At 72.7% G+C, this 16,782-nt stretch carries 15 protein-coding genes and 1 tRNA gene; 12 read left to right on the top strand and 4 right to left on the bottom strand.

The window, feature by feature from the left end; genetic code table 11:
• Positions 1–29: 29 nt before the first annotated feature.
• A tRNA-Ala gene (locus ACIBA9_RS06030) sits at positions 30–103 on the top strand.
• A gap of 102 nt (positions 104–205) precedes the next feature.
• On the opposite strand, the gene ACIBA9_RS06025 is transcribed toward ACIBA9_RS06030, so the two are convergent.
• Positions 206–682 (bottom strand): GNAT family N-acetyltransferase, encoded by a 477-nt coding sequence (locus ACIBA9_RS06025; RefSeq protein ID WP_393898881.1) that lies wholly within the window; start codon positions 680–682, stop codon positions 206–208.
• A 75-nt stretch (positions 683–757) separates the two neighbouring features.
• Between ACIBA9_RS06025 and ACIBA9_RS06020 the strand changes: the two genes are divergently transcribed.
• Positions 758–1,561, top strand: a complete 804-nt coding sequence (locus ACIBA9_RS06020; RefSeq protein ID WP_393898882.1) for an exodeoxyribonuclease III — start codon at positions 758–760, stop codon at positions 1,559–1,561.
• A 40-nt stretch (positions 1,562–1,601) separates the two neighbouring features.
• On the opposite strand, the gene ACIBA9_RS06015 is transcribed toward ACIBA9_RS06020, so the two are convergent.
• Positions 1,602–2,228, bottom strand: a complete 627-nt coding sequence (locus tag ACIBA9_RS06015) for a MerR family transcriptional regulator (RefSeq protein WP_399361224.1) — start codon at positions 2,226–2,228, stop codon at positions 1,602–1,604.
• A 177-nt stretch (positions 2,229–2,405) separates the two neighbouring features.
• On the opposite strand from ACIBA9_RS06015, the gene ACIBA9_RS06010 reads away from it, so the two are divergent.
• From ACIBA9_RS06010 to ACIBA9_RS05995, 4 genes are all read left to right on the top strand, one after another.
• Positions 2,406–3,992, top strand: a complete 1,587-nt coding sequence (locus ACIBA9_RS06010) for a flavin-containing monooxygenase (RefSeq protein ID WP_399360124.1) — start codon at positions 2,406–2,408, stop codon at positions 3,990–3,992.
• Positions 3,989–4,909 (top strand): alpha/beta fold hydrolase, encoded by a 921-nt coding sequence (locus ACIBA9_RS06005; RefSeq protein ID WP_399360123.1) that lies wholly within the window; start codon positions 3,989–3,991, stop codon positions 4,907–4,909. The genes ACIBA9_RS06010 and ACIBA9_RS06005 overlap by 4 nt, the downstream gene beginning before the upstream one ends.
• A complete protein-coding gene (locus ACIBA9_RS06000; RefSeq protein ID WP_393898884.1) occupies positions 4,906–5,790 on the top strand; it encodes an SDR family oxidoreductase in 885 nt (294 codons plus the stop codon). Before ACIBA9_RS06005 ends, ACIBA9_RS06000 begins: the two co-directional genes overlap by 4 nt.
• A 94-nt stretch (positions 5,791–5,884) precedes the next feature.
• Entirely contained in the window at positions 5,885–6,199 is a 315-nt protein-coding gene (locus tag ACIBA9_RS05995; RefSeq protein ID WP_399360122.1) for a hypothetical protein, read from the top strand.
• A gap of 111 nt (positions 6,200–6,310) precedes the next feature.
• Here the strand turns inward: ACIBA9_RS05995 and ACIBA9_RS05990 are convergent, their stop codons facing one another.
• Positions 6,311–9,592, bottom strand: a complete 3,282-nt coding sequence (locus ACIBA9_RS05990; RefSeq protein ID WP_399360121.1) for a S41 family peptidase — start codon at positions 9,590–9,592, stop codon at positions 6,311–6,313.
• Positions 9,593–9,760: 168 nt separating this feature from the next.
• Here ACIBA9_RS05990 and ACIBA9_RS05985 point away from each other — a divergent pair, with 168 nt between their 5' ends.
• From ACIBA9_RS05985 to ACIBA9_RS05960, 6 genes are all read left to right on the top strand, one after another.
• The gene (locus ACIBA9_RS05985; protein ID WP_362158278.1) at positions 9,761–10,366 is read left to right on the top strand and encodes a TetR/AcrR family transcriptional regulator; all 606 of its coding nucleotides are present in this window, start codon (positions 9,761–9,763) and stop codon (positions 10,364–10,366) included.
• A 162-nt stretch (positions 10,367–10,528) separates the two neighbouring features.
• Positions 10,529–12,748 (top strand): MMPL family transporter, encoded by a 2,220-nt coding sequence (locus tag ACIBA9_RS05980; RefSeq protein WP_399360120.1) that lies wholly within the window; start codon positions 10,529–10,531, stop codon positions 12,746–12,748.
• Between the two features lie 126 nt (positions 12,749–12,874).
• A complete protein-coding gene (locus ACIBA9_RS05975) occupies positions 12,875–13,390 on the top strand; it encodes a YbaK/EbsC family protein (protein ID WP_362158273.1) in 516 nt (171 codons plus the stop codon).
• Positions 13,387–14,232 (top strand): EamA family transporter, encoded by an 846-nt coding sequence (locus tag ACIBA9_RS05970; protein ID WP_399360119.1) that lies wholly within the window; start codon positions 13,387–13,389, stop codon positions 14,230–14,232. Before ACIBA9_RS05975 ends, ACIBA9_RS05970 begins: the two co-directional genes overlap by 4 nt.
• A 92-nt stretch (positions 14,233–14,324) precedes the next feature.
• Positions 14,325–15,215 (top strand): NAD(P)-dependent oxidoreductase, encoded by an 891-nt coding sequence (locus ACIBA9_RS05965; RefSeq protein ID WP_399360118.1) that lies wholly within the window; start codon positions 14,325–14,327, stop codon positions 15,213–15,215.
• A 90-nt stretch (positions 15,216–15,305) separates the two neighbouring features.
• Positions 15,306–15,581 carry a DUF1876 domain-containing protein gene (locus tag ACIBA9_RS05960; RefSeq protein ID WP_362158264.1) on the top strand — a complete coding sequence of 92 codons (276 nt, stop codon included), beginning with the start codon at positions 15,306–15,308 and terminating at the stop codon, positions 15,579–15,581.
• Here the strand turns inward: ACIBA9_RS05960 and ACIBA9_RS05955 are convergent.
• Entirely contained in the window at positions 15,571–16,767 is a 1,197-nt protein-coding gene (locus ACIBA9_RS05955; RefSeq protein WP_399360117.1) for a serine hydrolase domain-containing protein, read from the bottom strand. The two genes, ACIBA9_RS05960 and ACIBA9_RS05955, sit on opposite strands and share 11 nt — an antisense overlap.
• Between the last annotated feature and the right edge of the window lie 15 nt (positions 16,768–16,782).

The following is a 16,782-nucleotide window of genomic DNA, read 5'->3' as shown; positions in this document are numbered from 1 at the left end:
TGGGGATGCTAAAGTTTCACTCGTTGCAAGGGCCTGTGGCGCAGTCCGGTAGCGCACCTCGTTCGCATCGAGGGGGCCAGGGGTTCAAATCCCCTCAGGTCCACGCAGCATGGAGCCCCGGTCGGCAGTAGCCGACCGGGGCTCCATCGTCTTTCCGGGGCCGTTCGGGCTCTCTCCGAGGCCGCTCGGGGTCTGACGGGTTCGCTCAGAGTCTCTTCGCGAAGCAGCGGCTCTCCTCGTGGTGGCGGTAGTAGCCGAACTTGGCGCACGCCTCGTAGCCGCTCGACGTGTACAGGGCGATGGCCTCCGGCTGTTTGGTGCCCGTCTCCAGCACCATGCGCACGCGGCCGGCCATGCGGGCGTCCTCCTCCAGGGCGGCGAGCATGCGCCGGGCGAGACCGAGGCCGCGCATCCGCTCGATCACGTACATGCGCTTGAGTTCGGCGTCACCGTCCTCGTTGCCCTCGTCGTTGCGGTCCTGGGCGCGCCAGCCGCCGGTGGCCACGGGGCGGCCCAGGTCGTCGTAGGCGATCAGATACACGCCCCGGGGTGCGTCGAAGTCCGCGGGGTCGAGGACGGTGGCGTCGCCGCCGTCGCCGTAGCGCAGGTGGTACTCGGCCTGGACCTCGTCGTTGAGCTTGACGGCGTCGGGGTGATCGAAGCGAACGGGGCGTATATTCATGCTGAGTATCGTACTTCTATGCAGAGGAATCTCGGACGGTGCGGGCTCCCACCAGTGTGCCGGTATCGTGCCCGGGTGCTGACTGTGACCTCCGTGAACGTGAATGGACTGCGGGCCGCCGCCAAGAAGGGCTTCGTGGAGTGGCTCGCCGGGACCTCGGCGGACGTCGTCTGCCTCCAGGAGGTACGCGCCGAGCCGCACCAGCTGCCGGACGAGGTGCGGCAGCCCGACGGCTGGCACGTCCTGCACGCCCCGGCCGCGGCCAAGGGTCGTGCGGGCGTCTCCCTCTATACGCGGCGCGAGCCCGACCGGGTCCGGGTCGGCTTCGGCTCCGCCGAGTTCGACGGCTCCGGACGCTATGTCGAGGCCGATCTGCCCGGCGTCACGGTCGCCTCCCTCTATCTGCCCTCCGGTGAGGTGGGAACCGAACGGCAGGACGAGAAGGTCCGTTTCATGGGGGAGTTCCTCGGCCATCTCAAGGAGCTGCGCGAGCGGGCCGCCGCCGACGGGCGCGAGGTGGTCGTCTGCGGCGACTGGAACATCGCCCACCGGCAGGCCGACCTCAAGAACTGGCGCGGCAACACGAAGAACTCGGGGTTCCTGCCCGAGGAGCGCGAGTGGCTCGGCCGGGTGCTCGCCGCCGGCGAGGGCGGTTACGTCGACGTCGTGCGCGCCCTGCACCCCGAGGCGGAGGGGCCGTACACCTGGTGGTCCTACCGCGGGCGGGCCTTCGACAACGACTCGGGCTGGCGCATCGACTACCACGTCGCCACCCCCGGCCTGGCCGCCAGGGCCGTCAAGGGCTTCGTCGAGCGCGCGGCCACCCACGCCGAGCGCTGGTCCGACCACGCGCCGGTGACCGTCGTCTACGACCTGTAGCCGCGGGCGGCGTGGCCGCCGTGCCGTGGCCGCGGCGCCCTCAGGCGTCGAGGTGCCGGGCGATCCGGCGGTCCAGGGCGAGGGAGAGTTCCGCCTCGACGACACTGCGCGCGAGCGGGCGCAGCCGGTGGAGGTCCTTCCTCGAGGCGTGCCGCAGTATCAGGGTGGCGAAGAGTTCGGCCAGCGCGTCGGCGTGCTCGCGGACGCGGGCGCCGGCCCCGAGCACCTCGGCGAGCGGGATGCCCTCGCGGACCAGCGCGGAGGAGACGTCCAGCAGGCGCCGGCTGATGTGGACGATCTCGTCGCCGTCGGTGCCGAGATAGCCGAGGTCCATGGCCGCGGCGAGGTTCTCGGGGGTGACCTCGCCCTCGAAGCGGGCCGCGAGTTCCTCGGGGGTGAGGCGGACCGGTTCCTCCTCGGTCGGGGTGCCGACGCCGAGGACGTCGGCGACGTCGCGGCCGTGGTCGAAGGCCTCGGCCAGTTCCGCGATCCCGTTCAGCGTGTGGCCGCGTTCCAGCAGGGCGGCGATGGTGCGCAGACGGGCCAGGTGATGCTCGTCGTACCAGGCGATACGGCCCTCCCGGCGGGGCGGCGGGATCAGCTTGCGCTCCCGGTAGAAGCGCAGGGTGCGCACGGTGATGCCGGCCAGCCGGGCCAGCTCCTCCATGCGGTACTCGCGCGGGGCACCTGGGTGTTCTGCGTCCTCTGCCACGCCCGCAGCCTATGTTGTACCGCCGGTAACTTTCCTTCTCCCGACCCCTACCGCTCGGTACGGAGCTGCTCTACAGTCCCATTGCGCCAGTGTTCACTGGCAGAGTCCAAGGCGATGCGTGGAGGCTTCGGGATGGCCGAGCTCGAGCATGTACGGGTGGCGGTGATCGGGTCCGGGTTCGGCGGACTCGGGGCCGCCGTGCGGCTGCGCCGCGAGGGGATCACCGACTTCGTCGTGCTGGAGCGGGCCGACAGCGTCGGCGGCACCTGGCGGGACAACAGTTACCCCGGGTGCGCCTGTGACGTGCCCTCCCACCTGTACTCCTTCTCCTTCGCGCCCAACCCCGAATGGCCCCGCACCTTCTCCGGGCAGCGGCACATCCGCGCCTACCTGGAGCACGTCACCGACCTCTTCGGACTGCGTCCGCACATCCGCCTGGACTCCGAGGTCAAGCTGATGACCTGGGACGCGGAGCGGCTGCGCTGGCGCATCGAGACCGCCCGCGGCGCCCTGACCGCCGACGTCGTCGTCTCCGCCACCGGACCGCTGTCCGACCCGAAGATCCCCGAGGTCCCGGGCCTCGACACCTTCCCCGGCCAGGTGTTCCACTCCGCGCGCTGGGACCACGAACAGGATCTGCGCGGCAAGCGCGTCGCCGTGGTCGGCACCGGCGCCTCCGCCATCCAGATCGTGCCCGCCATCCAGCCCCAGGTCGGCCGTCTCACCCTCTTCCAGCGCACCCCGCCGTGGGTGATGCCCCGGGTCGACCGGGCCATCAGCGGCGCCGAGCGGTGGCTGCACCGGTCGCTGCCGCTCACCACCCGGCTGCGGCGCGGGTTGCTGTGGGGCATTCGGGAACTGCAGGTCCAGGCGTTCACCAAGCACCCCGAGGAGCTGGGCCTGGTCGAGCGGCTCGCCAAGCGCAACATGACCCGCGCCATCAAGGACCCGGCCCTGCGCGCCAAGCTCACCCCCGACTACCGCATCGGCTGCAAGCGGATCCTGCTGTCCAGCGCGTACTACCCGGCCCTCGCCCGGCCCAACGTGGACGTCGTCGCCGCCGGGCTCGACGAGGTCCGCGGCTCCACCCTGGTCGCGGCCGACGGCACCGAGACCGAGGCCGACGTGATCGTCTTCGGTACGGGCTTCCACGTCACGGACATGCCCATCGCCGAACGCGTGGTCGGCGTGGAGGGCATCACCCTCGCGCAGTCCTGGAAGAACGGCATGCGGGCGCTGCGCGGTGCCGCGGCCGCCGGGTTCCCCAACTGGATGACGATCATCGGCCCCAACACCGGCCTGGGGAACTCCTCCATGATCCTCATGATCGAGTCCCAGCTGAACTACATGGCCGACTATCTGCGTCAGCTCGACGTCCTCGGCGGCCGCACCGCCCTGGACGCCCGGCCCGCCGCCGTCGAGGCCTGGAACGACCGGGTGCAGGAGCGCATGAAGCGCACGGTGTGGAACACCGGCGGGTGCACCAGCTGGTACCTGGACGCGAGCGGCCGCAACACCACCATCTGGCCCGGTACGACGACCGAGTTCCGGCGCGCGACCCGGCGCGTGGACCTGAGCGAGTACGAGGTCGTCCGCAGGCCCGCCGCGAAGGGCGCGGACCCCGCCACGCGACCGACGGCCGGCGCCGCCCGGACCCCGGCCGCCCGGACCCCGGCCGCCCAGGACGACACCGCGCTGCAGAGCGAGGGCGCCGCATGAGCCGGCCCGCCTCCGTGGCCTCGGGCCCGTACGCCCCGCCTGTCCCGGGCCGCCGGCTCACCGTCGTCTCCGCCGACGGCGCCCGGTTGCACGTCGAGGTGCACGGCCCCGACGAAGCGCCCCCGGTCGTCCTGTCGCACGGCTGGACCTGCTCGACCGCCTTCTGGGCGGCCCAGATCCGGGAACTGGCGAGCGACCACCGGGTGATCACCTACGACCAGCGCGGGCACGGACGCAGTCCGGCCGGCGCCGCGTGCACCACCGAGGCGCTGGCCGACGACCTCGAGGCGGTACTCGCGCAGACACTCGCGCCCGAGGAGAAGGCCCTGATCGTCGGCCACTCCATGGGCGGCATGACCGTCATGGCCGCCGCCGGCCGCCCCCGCTTCCGGGAGCACGCCGCCGCCGTCCTGCTGTGCAGCACGGGCAGTTCGCGACTGGTCGCCGAGGCACGCGTGGTGCCGCTGGGCGCCGGACGCGTGCGCACCTGGATCACCGGGCGCGTCCTCGGCTCGCGCGCCCCCCTCGGGCCGGTCACACCGGTCGCCAAGAGCGTCCTCAAGTACGCCACCATGGGCGCCGGTTCGGCCCCGCACATGGTGGAGGCGTGCGCCCGGATCGTGCACGCCTGCCCCCGTGCCGTACGCCACGCCTGGGCCGCCGTGCTGGAGGCGCTCGACCTCGACCACGGCGTACGGGAGTTGCGCATACCCACCGCGGTGCTGCACGGCACGGCCGACCGGCTCACGCCCCCCGTGCACGCCCGCGCGCTGGTCGCCGCCCTGCCGGAGTGCGTCGGTCTCACCGAGCTGCCCGGCATCGGCCACATGACCCCGATCGAGGCCCCCGGCCCGGTGATCCGCCGGATCCGTGAACTCGTCACCACCTACGTCACACAGGTCAAGGAGGGCGCATGAGCAGGGTCAGCCTCGAGGGGCAGGTCGCGGTCGTCACCGGAGCGGCGCGCGGAGTCGGCGAGTTGCTGGCGCGCAAGCTGTCCGCGCGCGGAGCCAGGGTGGCGCTGGTCGGCCTGGAGGAGGACGCGCTCAAGGACGTCTCGGGCCGGCTGCACAGCGAGAGCGCGTACTGGTACGCCGACGTCACCGACCACGAGGCCATGGGCCGGGTGGCGCGGGAGGTGAAGGAGCGGTTCGGGAAGGTCGACATCGTGGTCGCCAACGCCGGTGTGGCGACCGGCGGTCCGTTCGCCGACTCCGATCCGCTGGCGTGGCGGCGGGTGATCGAGGTGAACCTGATCGGTTCGGCGGTGACCGCGCGCGCGTTCCTGCCGGTACTCGTGGAGAGCCGCGGCTATCTGCTCCAGGTCGCCTCGCTCGCCGCGATCACCCCGGCGCCCATGATGACGGCGTACTGCGCGTCCAAGTCGGGTGTGGAGGCCTACGCGCACAGTCTGCGCGCCGAGGTCGCCTACCAGGGGGTGGGCGTCGGGGTGGCGTATCTGTCCTGGACCGACACCGACATGGTGCGCGGCGCCGACCAGGACGACGTCATGCGCGAGTTGCGGCAACGCCTGCCCTGGCCGTCGAACAAGACGTACCCGCTGGGTCCCGCGGTGGACCGGATCGTCGCCGGGATCGAGCGGCGCTCTGCGCATGTGTACGGGCAGTGGTGGCTGCGCGGGATGCAGGGCGTACGCGGCTACCTCCCGGCGCTCATCGGGGCGGTCGGCGGACGGGAGATGAAGCGGTTCGCGCCCCGGCTGCACGGCATGAACTCCGGCCTCGTCGGCGCAGGTGGGGCAGCCGACGAGGCGGCCCGCGCTACGCACCGTGACTGATCCACATGCGCACCGTGTTCACCCGTGTGAATCTGGTCGAGGCCCCACCAAGGGGCCGACTCCCCAACCTCACTCACCACAGGAGTGAACCCACATGGGTATGAAGGACCAGATGAAGGACAAGGCCAACGAGTGGCAGGACCAGGCCAAGGACAAGATGGGCCAGGCGCGTGAGCGTGCCGGCCAGCGTGGCGAGCAGCCGCAGCGCGGTGGCGAGCAGCCGCAGCGGGCCGGCCAGCCCCAGCGTGGTGGCCAGCCGCAGCGCGGTGGGCAGCCCCAGCGCGGTGGGCAGCACCCGCAACACGGTGGCCAGCAGCCGCAGTCCGAGCGTGGTCGCCAGAACGTGCGCGACATCGAGGACCCGGAGCGGGAGATGTCCGACCGCTTCGACCAGGACTACGACGCCTGACTCGGCGCACTCGGCCTTGGCCGGATCGCGTGGGGCGCTCTCCCGACGGGAGGGCGCCCTGCGCCCCTTGGCCGCTCCTCGTGGGGCGGCCCGGTCGACCCGGCCCGGCGCTCAGGGGCGCGGGGGCAGCGGGGGGCGGGCCCGGTTCGGGACGTCGCGGTAGTCGGGGGGAGTCGCCGGCGGATCGGTCTCCAGCATGTCCAGGGCGAGCCGGACCGCGTCGTCGAGCTGGGCGTGGCGGCCCTCCGCCCAGTCCAGCGGGGTGCGCAGGATCTCCAGGTCGGGGGTGACGCCGTGGTTCTCCACGGACCAGCCGTAGGCGTCGAACCAGGCCGCGTTCATGGGCACCGTGATGACCGTCCCGTCGCCCAGCCGGTGCCGGCCGGTCATGCCGACCACCCCGCCCCAGGTGCGCTGGCCGACGACCGGCCCGAGCCCCAGCAGTTTGAAGGCCGCGGTGATCATGTCGCCGTCCGAGGAGGTCGCCTCGTCGGCGAGGGCGACCACGGGGCCGCGGGGGGCGTTGGCGGTGTACGACACCGGTTGCGCGTTCCGGGTCAGGTCCCAGCCGATGATCGTGCGGGACAACTTCTCGATGACGAGTTCGCTGATGTGGCCGCCCGCGTTGCCGCGCACGTCCACGATCAGGGCCGGCCGGGACACCTCCATGCGCAGATCGCGGTTGAACTGGGCCCAGCCCGAGCCGCCCATGTCGGGGATGTGCAGATAGCCGCACCTGCCGCCGCTCAACTCACGCACCACTTCCCGGCGTTTGGCCACCCAGTCCTGGTAGCGCAGGGGGCGTTCGTCGACGAGCGGGACGACGGCGACGCGCCGGGGGCGTCCGGCGCCGCCCTCGGCGGGGGTGAACGTCAGCTCCACGGTCGTACCGCCCGAGCCCGCGAGCAGGGGGGCGGGGCCGGTGACCGGGTCGACGGGGCGGCCGTCCACGTGGGTCAGTACGGCGCCCTCGCGGATGCCCGTACCGGCCAGCGGTGAGCGGGCCTTGGAGTCGGAGGAGTCACCGGGGAGGATGCGCTTGACCGTCCAGCCCTCCTCGCGGTGGACGAGGTTGGCGCCGAGCAGGCCCTGCCGGCGCTGGTAGTGGGGCGGCCCCTCGTTGCGCCGGGCGGCGGTGACGTAGGCGTGGGAGGTGCCCAGCTCGCCCAAGACCTCGCGGAGCAGGTCGGCGAACTCGTCGGGGGAGGTGATCCGCTCGAGCAGCGGCCGGTACTGGGCGAGCACCGCGTCCCAGTCGATGCCGCACATGCCCGGGTCCCAGAAGTAGGCGCGAGTCAGACGCCCGGCCTCCTCGTAGGACTGGCGCCATTCGGCGGGCGGGTCGACCTCGTGCAGGATGCGGCGCGGATCGATCCAGACGGTCGTGTCGCCGTCGCCGATCTCCGTCGAGGGCACGGCCCGCAGGTCGCCCTCGTCGACGACGACCAGCCGGGTGCCGTCGCCGCTGACCGCGAACCAGTCGAGGTGGCCGACGAGTTCGGACTTCTTGGCCTTGGTGATGTTGAAGTACTCCAGGGTGGGGCGGCCGGTCGTGTCGTCCGGGCTGGCGAAAGTCTCGCCGAGCGCGCCGGAGATCGGCCAGCGCAGCCAGACCAGTCCACCGCCCGCCACCGGGTGGAGCGCGGAGTACTTGGAGGCGATGACCGGGAACGGTGTGACCCGCATCGCGAGGCCCTCCACCTCGACGGTCACCGTGCCGGCCTCACCGCTCTCCTCGTCCTCCAGCGGGTCGAGTCCGCCGGCGGCGGGGCGCCCCTCGGGGTTCAGGGCGAAGGGGGAGGGGGTGGCCGACGAGAGCGGGACGAGATAGGGGCGGCAGCCGAGCGGGAAGGACAGATCGCCGGTGTGCACGTCGTACACCGGGTCGAAGCCGCGCCAGGAGAGGAACGCCAGATAGCGGCCGTCCCGGGTGAAGACGGGGTTCTCGTCCTCGAAGCGGCCGTTGGTCACGTCCACGATCAGCCGGTCCTTGATCCGGGCCAGCTTGATCTGGCGCAGGGAGCGGCCGATCCCCGGGTGGGACCAGGTGAGCCAGGAGCCGTCGGGGGAGAAGGCGAGGTCGCGCACGGGCCCGTTGTCGGAGCGGATCAGTTCGGTGACCCCGCCCTCAGTCTCGTCGGGGGCGGTCTCGTCGGAGTCCGGCGCCGTACCGTCGCCGGACTCCTCCGGGACGTCGATCAGCAGCAGGCGACCGTCGTGCGAGGCGATGGCCAGGCGCTCGCCGAGCGGATCGCCGACCATCTCCAGGACCCGGCCCAGCTCGCCGGCGGCCATCCGGCGCGGTCGCCGGTCGCCGGTCGCACGGGGCAGCTGGGCGATCTCGACGGCGTCCTCGCCCTCGGCGTCCGTCACATAGGCGACCCGCCCGGTCGAGCCCAGCATCTCCGGCAGCCGGACCCTGACCCCGGGTGCGTCGGTGATCGTACGGGCCGGGCCGTCGCGGTGGGTGAGCCAGTACAGGCTGCCGCGTACGACGATGGCGCTGGCCCGGCCCGTCTCGTCCACGGAGATGCCGTCCACGTTCTGCGCGGCCGGCACCTGGTACCTACGGCGGCCGCTGGCCGGCCCGGCGAGCCGGACGTCGAGCCGGCGCGGCACACCGGACGGGGAGAAGTCGTCCACCAGCCACAGGTCGCCCGCGCACTGGTAGACCACGCGGCTGCCGTCGGTGGCGGCGTGCCGGGCGTAGAAGGTGTCGTGGTCGGTGTGGCGGCGCAGGTCGGTGCCGTCGTGGGCGCAGGAGTAGAGGTTGCCGACCCCCTCGTGGTCGGAGAGGAAGGCGATCCGCCCGGCGACGAACATCGGGCAGGCCAGATGGCCGCCGATGTCCGGCAGCAGCCGCTGCCCGTGCAGCCAGAGGCGGCCCATGGCGCCGCCGCGGTAGCGCTTCCAGGCGGCCGGCTCGTGCGGCGGGGTGCCGGTGAGCAGCAGGCTCCTGCGCTCTGAGTCGAGGTCGGCGACCTGGATGTCGGCGACCGGGCCCCAGGGCAGGCGTCCGCCCGGGTCGCCGTCGGTGGGGACCTTGTAGGCCCAGGTGAAGTAGGAGAAGGGCTGCCCGTGGGAGGCCACGGCCAGGATGTCGCCCTCCGGGGTCCAGCCGCAGACCTGGGTGTCGGCGCTGCCCCAGTACGTCAGCTGCCGCGCGGGACCGCCGTCGACGCCGACGAGGTGGATCTCGGGGACGAGACTGCGCCAGCTGGTGTAGGCGATCAGGCGGCCGTCGGGGGAGAAGCGCGGGTGGCCGGCCTTGGTGCGGTCCGCCGTCAGCCGCCAGGCGCGGCCCGGGGTGTCGAGGGGGGCCAGCCAGAGGTCGTCCTCGGCCACGAAGCACAGCAGGTCGCCGTTGAGGTGGGGAAGGCGCAGATAGCTCACCTCCCCATGCTTTTCCGGTCAAAGGGCCCGGGCAACTTCTGGACGGCGCTTACGAGGACCCGACAGGCGTGATCCACCACACGTACGAAACTGTTTCGTTTCGCATGGGGAGGGGGTATCTTCGGGAATGCAGGAAGCGGGAAGTACCGGAGCGGGAAGGTGACTGGCATGACCGAGGTCGTCGCAACGGCGCGTCGCAGTCGGATCACGCCCGAGCGCGAGGCCGAGTTGTACGAGGCCGTGCTCGACCTGCTCCGCGAAGTCGGCTACGACGCCCTCACCATGGACGCCGTGGCCGCCCGAACCAGGTCCAGCAAGGCCACGCTCTACCGCCAGTGGGGCGGAAAGGCCGAACTGGTGGCGAAGGCGGTGCGGCACGGCAAGCCGGGCACCCTCGCCGACGAGATCGACACCGGGTCGCTCAGAGGCGATCTGCACGCACTCACCCTGCGCGCGGACGACTGCGAGATGGAGCAGAACTCCGCGCTGATGCGGGGCCTGGCCATGGCGACCCACTCCAACCCGGACCTCCTGCGGGCGTTCCGGGAGCACCTCATCGAACCGGAGATGGCGGAGCTGCGCCGCGTGCTGCAACGGGCGATCGACCGGGGCGAGGTCCGCGAGGACAACCCGGCCCTCGAATTCCTGATCCACATGATGATCGGCGGGTTCGCCGCCCGCACGATGATCGACCAGCAGCCGCCGACGCAATCCTTCCTCCTCTCGTACATCGACGCCGTCGTCCTCCCCGCCCTCGGCGTCGCCACCACCTGATCCCACCCGGCCGGTGGACTGATCACACCGGATCAGCACCACCCGATCGGGTACCGATCTCCCCCTCTCCCCAGCAAGCCCACCACCTGACGTCACCGCTCACGTCGTCGGGCTGATCACCCCTGCCCAGATGACCCACGACCTGACCGGGAGTACGCCTCCGTGGCCACGTTCCTCTACAAACTCGGCCGCCTCGCCTTCCGGCGACGGCACTTCGTCGCCCTCATATGGGTCGCGCTGCTGACCCTCGCCGGGGTGGGCGCCGCCTCCGCGCCCGCCGCCGGCAACAGCTCCTTCTCCATCCCCGGCACCGAGGCCCAGAAGGCCTTCGACCTGCTGGAACAGCGCTTCCCCGGCATGAGTGCCGACGGCGCCACCGCACGAGTCGTCTTCAAGGCCCCCGCCGGCGAGAAGATGACCGACGCCGTCAACAAGGCGACCGTCGAGAAGACCGTGAAGGAACTCGGGCGCGGCTCCGAGGTCACCTCCGTCGCCGACCCCTACACCGGGCACGCCGTCAGCAAGAACGGCTCGATCGCCTACGCCTCGGTCAAGTACGAGGTCTCCGGCATGGAGCTGGAGGACTCCTCCCGCGACGCGCTGAAAAAGGCCGCGCAGCAGGCACGCGACGGCGGACTCACCGTCGAGATCGGCGGTGACGCGCTCAGCGCCACCCCCGAGACCGGCTCCAGCGAGATCATCGGCATCGCCATCGCCGCGGTCGTCCTCGTCATCACCTTCGGCTCGCTGCTCGCGGCCGGATTCCCGCTGCTGACCGCGATCATCGGCGTCGGCATCGGCGTCTCCACCATCACCGCGCTCGCCAGCGCCCTGGACCTGGGCACCACCACCTCGACCCTGGCCTCGATGATCGGCCTCGCGGTCGGCATCGACTACGCCCTGTTCATCGTCTCCCGCTACCGCGCCGAACTCGCCGAGGGCCGTGAACGCGAGGAGGCGGCCGGACGGGCCGTCGGCACGGCCGGCTCCGCGGTCGTCTTCGCCGGCCTGACCGTCGTGATCGCCCTGGTCGGCCTCTCCGTCGTCAACATCCCGATGCTGACCAAGATGGGCGTCGCCGCCGCGGGCACGGTCGCCATCGCGGTCCTCATCGCCCTCACCCTGATCCCCGCGCTGCTCGGCTACGCCGGCCGCAGGATCAAGCCGACCGGCCAGAAGAGCAGGCTGCTCGGCGGCGGCCGCCCGCCCAGGAAGCCGGGCCGCCCCAACATGGGCACCCGCTGGGCCAGCTTCGTCGTCCGGCGCCCCGTCGCCGTCCTGCTGCTGGGCGTGATCGGCCTCGGCGCGGCGGCGATCCCGGCCGCCTCCCTCGAACTCGGTCTGCCCGACGACGGCTCCCAGCCGACCTCGACCACCCAGCGCCGCGCCTACGACCTGCTCTCCGACGGGTTCGGGCCCGGCTTCAACGGCCCGCTCATGGTCGTGGTCGACGCCCAGGGCAGCGACGACGCCAAGGCGGCCTTCACCAAGGTCGGCGACGACATCAAGGGCCTGAAGGACGTCGTCACGGTCACCCCGGCCGCGCCCAACAAGGCCGGCGACACCGCGACGATCACCGTCGTACCGAAGTCCAAGCCGTCCTCCAAGACGACCGAGGACCTGGTGCACGCCATCCGGGACAAGGGCGCGGACATCGCCCGCGAGACCGACGCCAAGGTCCTGGTCACCGGCTCGACGGCGATGAACATCGACGTCTCGCAGAAGCTGAACGACGCCCTCCTGCCCTACCTCGCCCTGGTCGTCGGCCTGGCCTTCCTGCTGCTGATCGTGGTCTTCCGCTCGGTCCTCGTCCCGCTGAAGGCGGCCCTGGGCTTCCTGCTCAGCGTGCTCGCGGCCCTCGGCGCCGTGGTCGCCGTCTTCCAGTGGGGCTGGCTGTCCGGCCTGACGAACGTCGAGCAGACCGGCCCGGTCATGTCGATGATGCCGATCTTCATGGTGGGTGTCGTCTTCGGCCTCGCGATGGACTACGAGGTCTTCCTCGTGACCCGGATGCGGGAGGCGTTCGTCCACGGCGAGAGCGCCGGCCAGGCGGTCGTCACGGGCTTCAAGCACGGCGCCCGCGTCGTGACGGCCGCCGCCGTCATCATGATCGCCGTCTTCTCCGGCTTCATGGGCTCCAGCGAGTCGATGGTCAAGATGATCGGCTTCGGCCTCGCGATCGCCGTGTTCTTCGACGCGTTCATCGTCCGCATGGCCATCGTGCCCGCGGTGCTCGCCCTGCTCGGCAGGCGTGCCTGGTGGCTGCCGAAGTGGCTGGACCGCGCGCTGCCCAACGTCGACGTCGAGGGCGAGGGCCTGCGCACCGCCGCCGACCGCGCGGGCGCCGACCCCGACGGGGACCGGGAGCTGGTACGCACCTGACGTACCGCCTCCGGCGCGAGAGCCGCCGGTGAGGGTGCCCGTGGGGACGGGCCGCACCCTCACCGGCCTTCTCCGTGTCCGCACGTCGCTCGCCCGGGCCGCGCACCGGCCACTACCGTGCCCTCCATGACGACGACAGCCGCCACCGACGCCGAAGGATCAGGAGCCCATCCCCGGTTCGCCGAGGCCCTGCGGGAACAGGGGCTGGGTGAACTGGTCGGCAGGGTACGCCGGTTCCCCGAGGCCACCCGCACCGCCGCCGAGGCCGCCGCGGCGGTCGGCTGCGAACCGAGCCGGATCTGCAAGTCACTGATCTTCGCCGCCGACGGCGTGCCGGTGCTGGTCCTGATGGACGGCGCCTCGCGCGTGGACCTGGAACGGGTGCGGCGGGAACTGGGCGCCGGACAGGTGACCCGGGCGGACGCCGGCGTCGTCCGCGAGACCACCGGGTACGCCATCGGCGGTGTGCCGCCCTTCGGGCACCGCACGCGCACGCGTGTCCTCGCCGACCGCGCGCTGCTCGCGCACGACCTGGTCTGGGCCGCGGCCGGAACGCCGTACACCGTCTTCCCGATCGCACCGAGCGAACTCGTCGCCCACGCGGGCGCCACCCTGGTGGACGTGCGCGAGCGGAACGCGTGACACCGCTCGTCGCGGCGGCCGTCCTGCTCGCCGCCGTCACCCATGCCGGCTGGAACGCCATCGCCCACCGGATCACCGACAAGCTGGCCGGCTTCACCCTGATCTCCGGCGGCGGGCTGCTGATCGGACTCGCGGCGTCGCCGTTCGTCGCGTTCCCGGCCGGGCCCGCCTGGCCGTTCCTGCTGGCCTCGGCGATGGTGCACATCGTCTACTACGCGCTGTTGATGACCTCCTTCCGGCTAGGCGACTTCGGGCAGGTCTACCCCCTCGCGCGTGGCAGCGCGCCGCTCCTCGTCACCGTGCCGGCCGCCGTCTTCGCGCACGAGGTGCCCGGCGTCTGGACGGCGGCCGGCATCGCCGTGTCCTGCCTCGGCCTCACCGGCGTCAGCCTGTGGGGGCTGCGCGGCAACAGGCCCGACCGGGCGGCGATCGGCGCGGCGCTGGCCACGGGGCTGACGATCGCCGCGTACACGGTCCTCGACGGCCTGGGCGTACGCGCCGCGCACACGCCGCTCGGCTACATCGCCTGGCTCATGGCCCTCCAGGGAGCCGTCCTCCCCGCATACTCGTGCGCACGCGCGCGCGGTGACACCGTCCGGCTGCTGCGCCCTTACGCCGCCCTCGGCCTCCTCGGCGCCGCCCTGTCCGTCGCCGCCTACGCCCTGGTCCTGTGGGCGCAGACCCGCGCGGCGCTCGCCCCCGTCGCCGCCCTGCGCGAGTCGTCCATCATCGTCGGCGCGGCCATCGGCGCAGTGCTCTTCAAGGAGCGCTTCGGAGCACCCAGGATCGCGGCGGCGGGGCTGCTGGTCGTCGGGATCGGCCTGATGCTGCACGCCGGGTAGGCGCCCGCGGCGACACACCGGATGTGCCCGGATGCCATCCGTACGAAGATGGCGTCGGACCACGAGCAGCGACCGCACGACTGGAGCCGTCAATGACCGACAAGCCGACCGTCAGCGTCCTGGGCACCGGCATCATGGGGGCCGCGATGGCCCGCAACCTGTGCCGCGCCGGGCTCGACGTCCGCGTCTGGAACCGCACGCGGGAGAAGGCCGAGCCACTGGCCGCCGCCGGAGCCCGGGTCGCCGACTCGCCCGCGGAGGCCGTCGAGGGCGCCGACGTCGTCGTGACCATGCTCTACGACGGCGAGACCGTCCTGGACACCCTGCGCGAGGCCGCCCCGGCACTGCGCCCGGGCACGGTGTGGGCGCAGTGCACCACCGTCGGGACCGACCTGATCGGCCGACTGGCCGCGTTCGCCGACGAGCACGGGCTGGTCTTCTACGACGCCCCCGTCCTCGGCACCCGTGAGCCCGCCGAGACCGGTCAGCTGACCGTGCTGGCCGCCGGTCCCGAAGAGGGCCGGGAGCGGGTCGCGCCGGTCTTCGACGCGGTGGGCGCCAAGACCGTGTGGACCGGCGACGACGGGAGCGCGGGGAGCGCGAGCCGGCTCAAGCTGGTCGCCAACAGCTGGGTGCTCGCCGTCACCGCCGCGGCCGGTGAGACCCTGGCCCTGGCCAAGGCCCTCGACGTCGACCCCCGGCAGTTCCTCGACCTCATCGCGGGCGGTCCGCTCGACATGGGCTACCTGCGGGCCAAGGCCACGCTGGTGCTGGAGGACAAGCTCTCCCCGGCCTCGTTCGCGGTGACCACCGCCGAGAAGGACGCCCGGCTCATCGTCGCGGCGGGCGAACGGGCCGGCGTACGGCTCGACGTCGCCGCCGCCACCGCCGACCGCCTGGCCCGCGCCGCGGCCCAGGGCCACGCGGACGAGGACATGGCGGCCGCCTACTTCGCGAGCTTCGAGAAGAAACCGGCCACCTGAGCGGTCGCCGTGGGTCGTCGGCCCGTGTCGACATGACGGCCGGGGCGGCCGGGCGCACTCTGGAAGCAGTGGTCTTCGGAGGTGGTCGACATGATGCACACCGCTGTGGGATGGCATGTCGAGCTGGAGTTCGTGGAAGACGGGCAGCACACGCGCGCGGTGGCCATGGTGCGGCTGCCCGACGGCACCGAGGTGCGGGCGCACGGCCGCGCCAGCCGGCACCGCGTCGACGCCGACCAGCCCCGGGTGGGCGAGGAGATCGCCGGCGCCCGCGCCCTCAACGAGCTGGCCACGCAGATGCTGGCCAAGGCCCACGAGGAGATCGACGCGGACTCCGGCCGGATCTCGCACCCGATCAACGTGTGACCGGACAGCCGGCCTGGGCGAGCGCCGTGCGCAGCGCCCGGATCAGCGACTGCGCCCGCGGGTCCGCCGTCACGCTCGCGCGGAAGCCGTTGGTGACGTAGCCGAAGGAGACGCCTGCCTCCGGGTCGGCGAACGCGAGGGCACCGCCGCGGCCCGGGTGGCCGAAGGAGTGCGGGGAGAGCAGCGGGGACGCGCAGCCGTGCAGCATGTGCCCGAGGCCGAAGCGGGTATTGACGACGAGGACCCGGTCCGGCCCGGCGGACCGCTCGGCGCCGGCCAGCCGGGTCGTCTCCGGGGTGAACAGGCGGGTGCCGCCGTCCACCTCGCCGATGAGCGAGGCGTAGACACGGGCCAGCCCGTCGGCGGTGGCGATGCCGTTGGAGGCGGGCAGGGCGGCGGCACGGTAGGCGGGGTCGTTCTCGTCCGGCAGCGGGGTGATCGCGGCGAACGCCCGGCTGGTCAGGGAGTGCGGGTCGGCGTAGGCCTCGGCGACCGCGCGCTTGGGGCGCGTCCTCAGGGCGCCCGGGGCCGTGGGCGCCCTGAGGGGACCGACGCGTCCCGCGCGCTCCCGCCGCGACGGCGGCAGGCCGAGCCACAGGTCGGCGCCGACGGGCCCCGCGATCTCGTCCGCGATCCACTCGCCCGCCGGGCGGCCGGTGACACGCCGGATCAGCTCGCCGGTGAGCCAGCTGTAGGTCTGCGCGTGGTAGCCGTGCTCGGTGCCCGGCTCCCACACCGGCGCCTGCGCGGCGACGGCCGCCGCCGCGAGGTCGGGGTCGGCGGCCTCCGCCGGGGTCAGGGGACGGTCCAGCACCGGCACTCCCGCGCGGTGCGCCGGCAGATGCCACACGCGCGTGTGCTCCTTGCCGGCCGCCTTGTACTCCGGCCAGTAGGCGCCGACCGGGGCGTCCAGGTCCAGCTCGCCGCGCTGGTGCAACAGCAGGAGCGCGGCGGCGGCGACGCCCTTGGTCGCCGAGCGCACGATCTGCGCGGTCCCGCGCTCCCAGGGGGCGTCGCCGTCCGCGTCGCCGTCCACGTCCTTGGCGCCGGCCCACAGGTCCACGACCCGGTGCCCGTCGCGGTAGACGGCGACGGCCGCGCCGCGCTCGCCCAGCAGCGCGAAGTTCGCCGCGAACGCCTCCCGGACCGGCTCGAAACCCTCGGCCACAGTGCCGTTCACGTCCACGCCCGCCGTCCCTTC

This window comes from Streptomyces sp. NPDC051452 (assembly GCF_044454765.1).
Classification (GTDB): Bacteria; Actinomycetota; Actinomycetes; order Streptomycetales; family Streptomycetaceae; genus Streptomyces.
The sequence above is the reverse complement of the archived record's forward strand: the minus strand, read 5'-3'. Positions and strand labels throughout refer to the sequence as shown.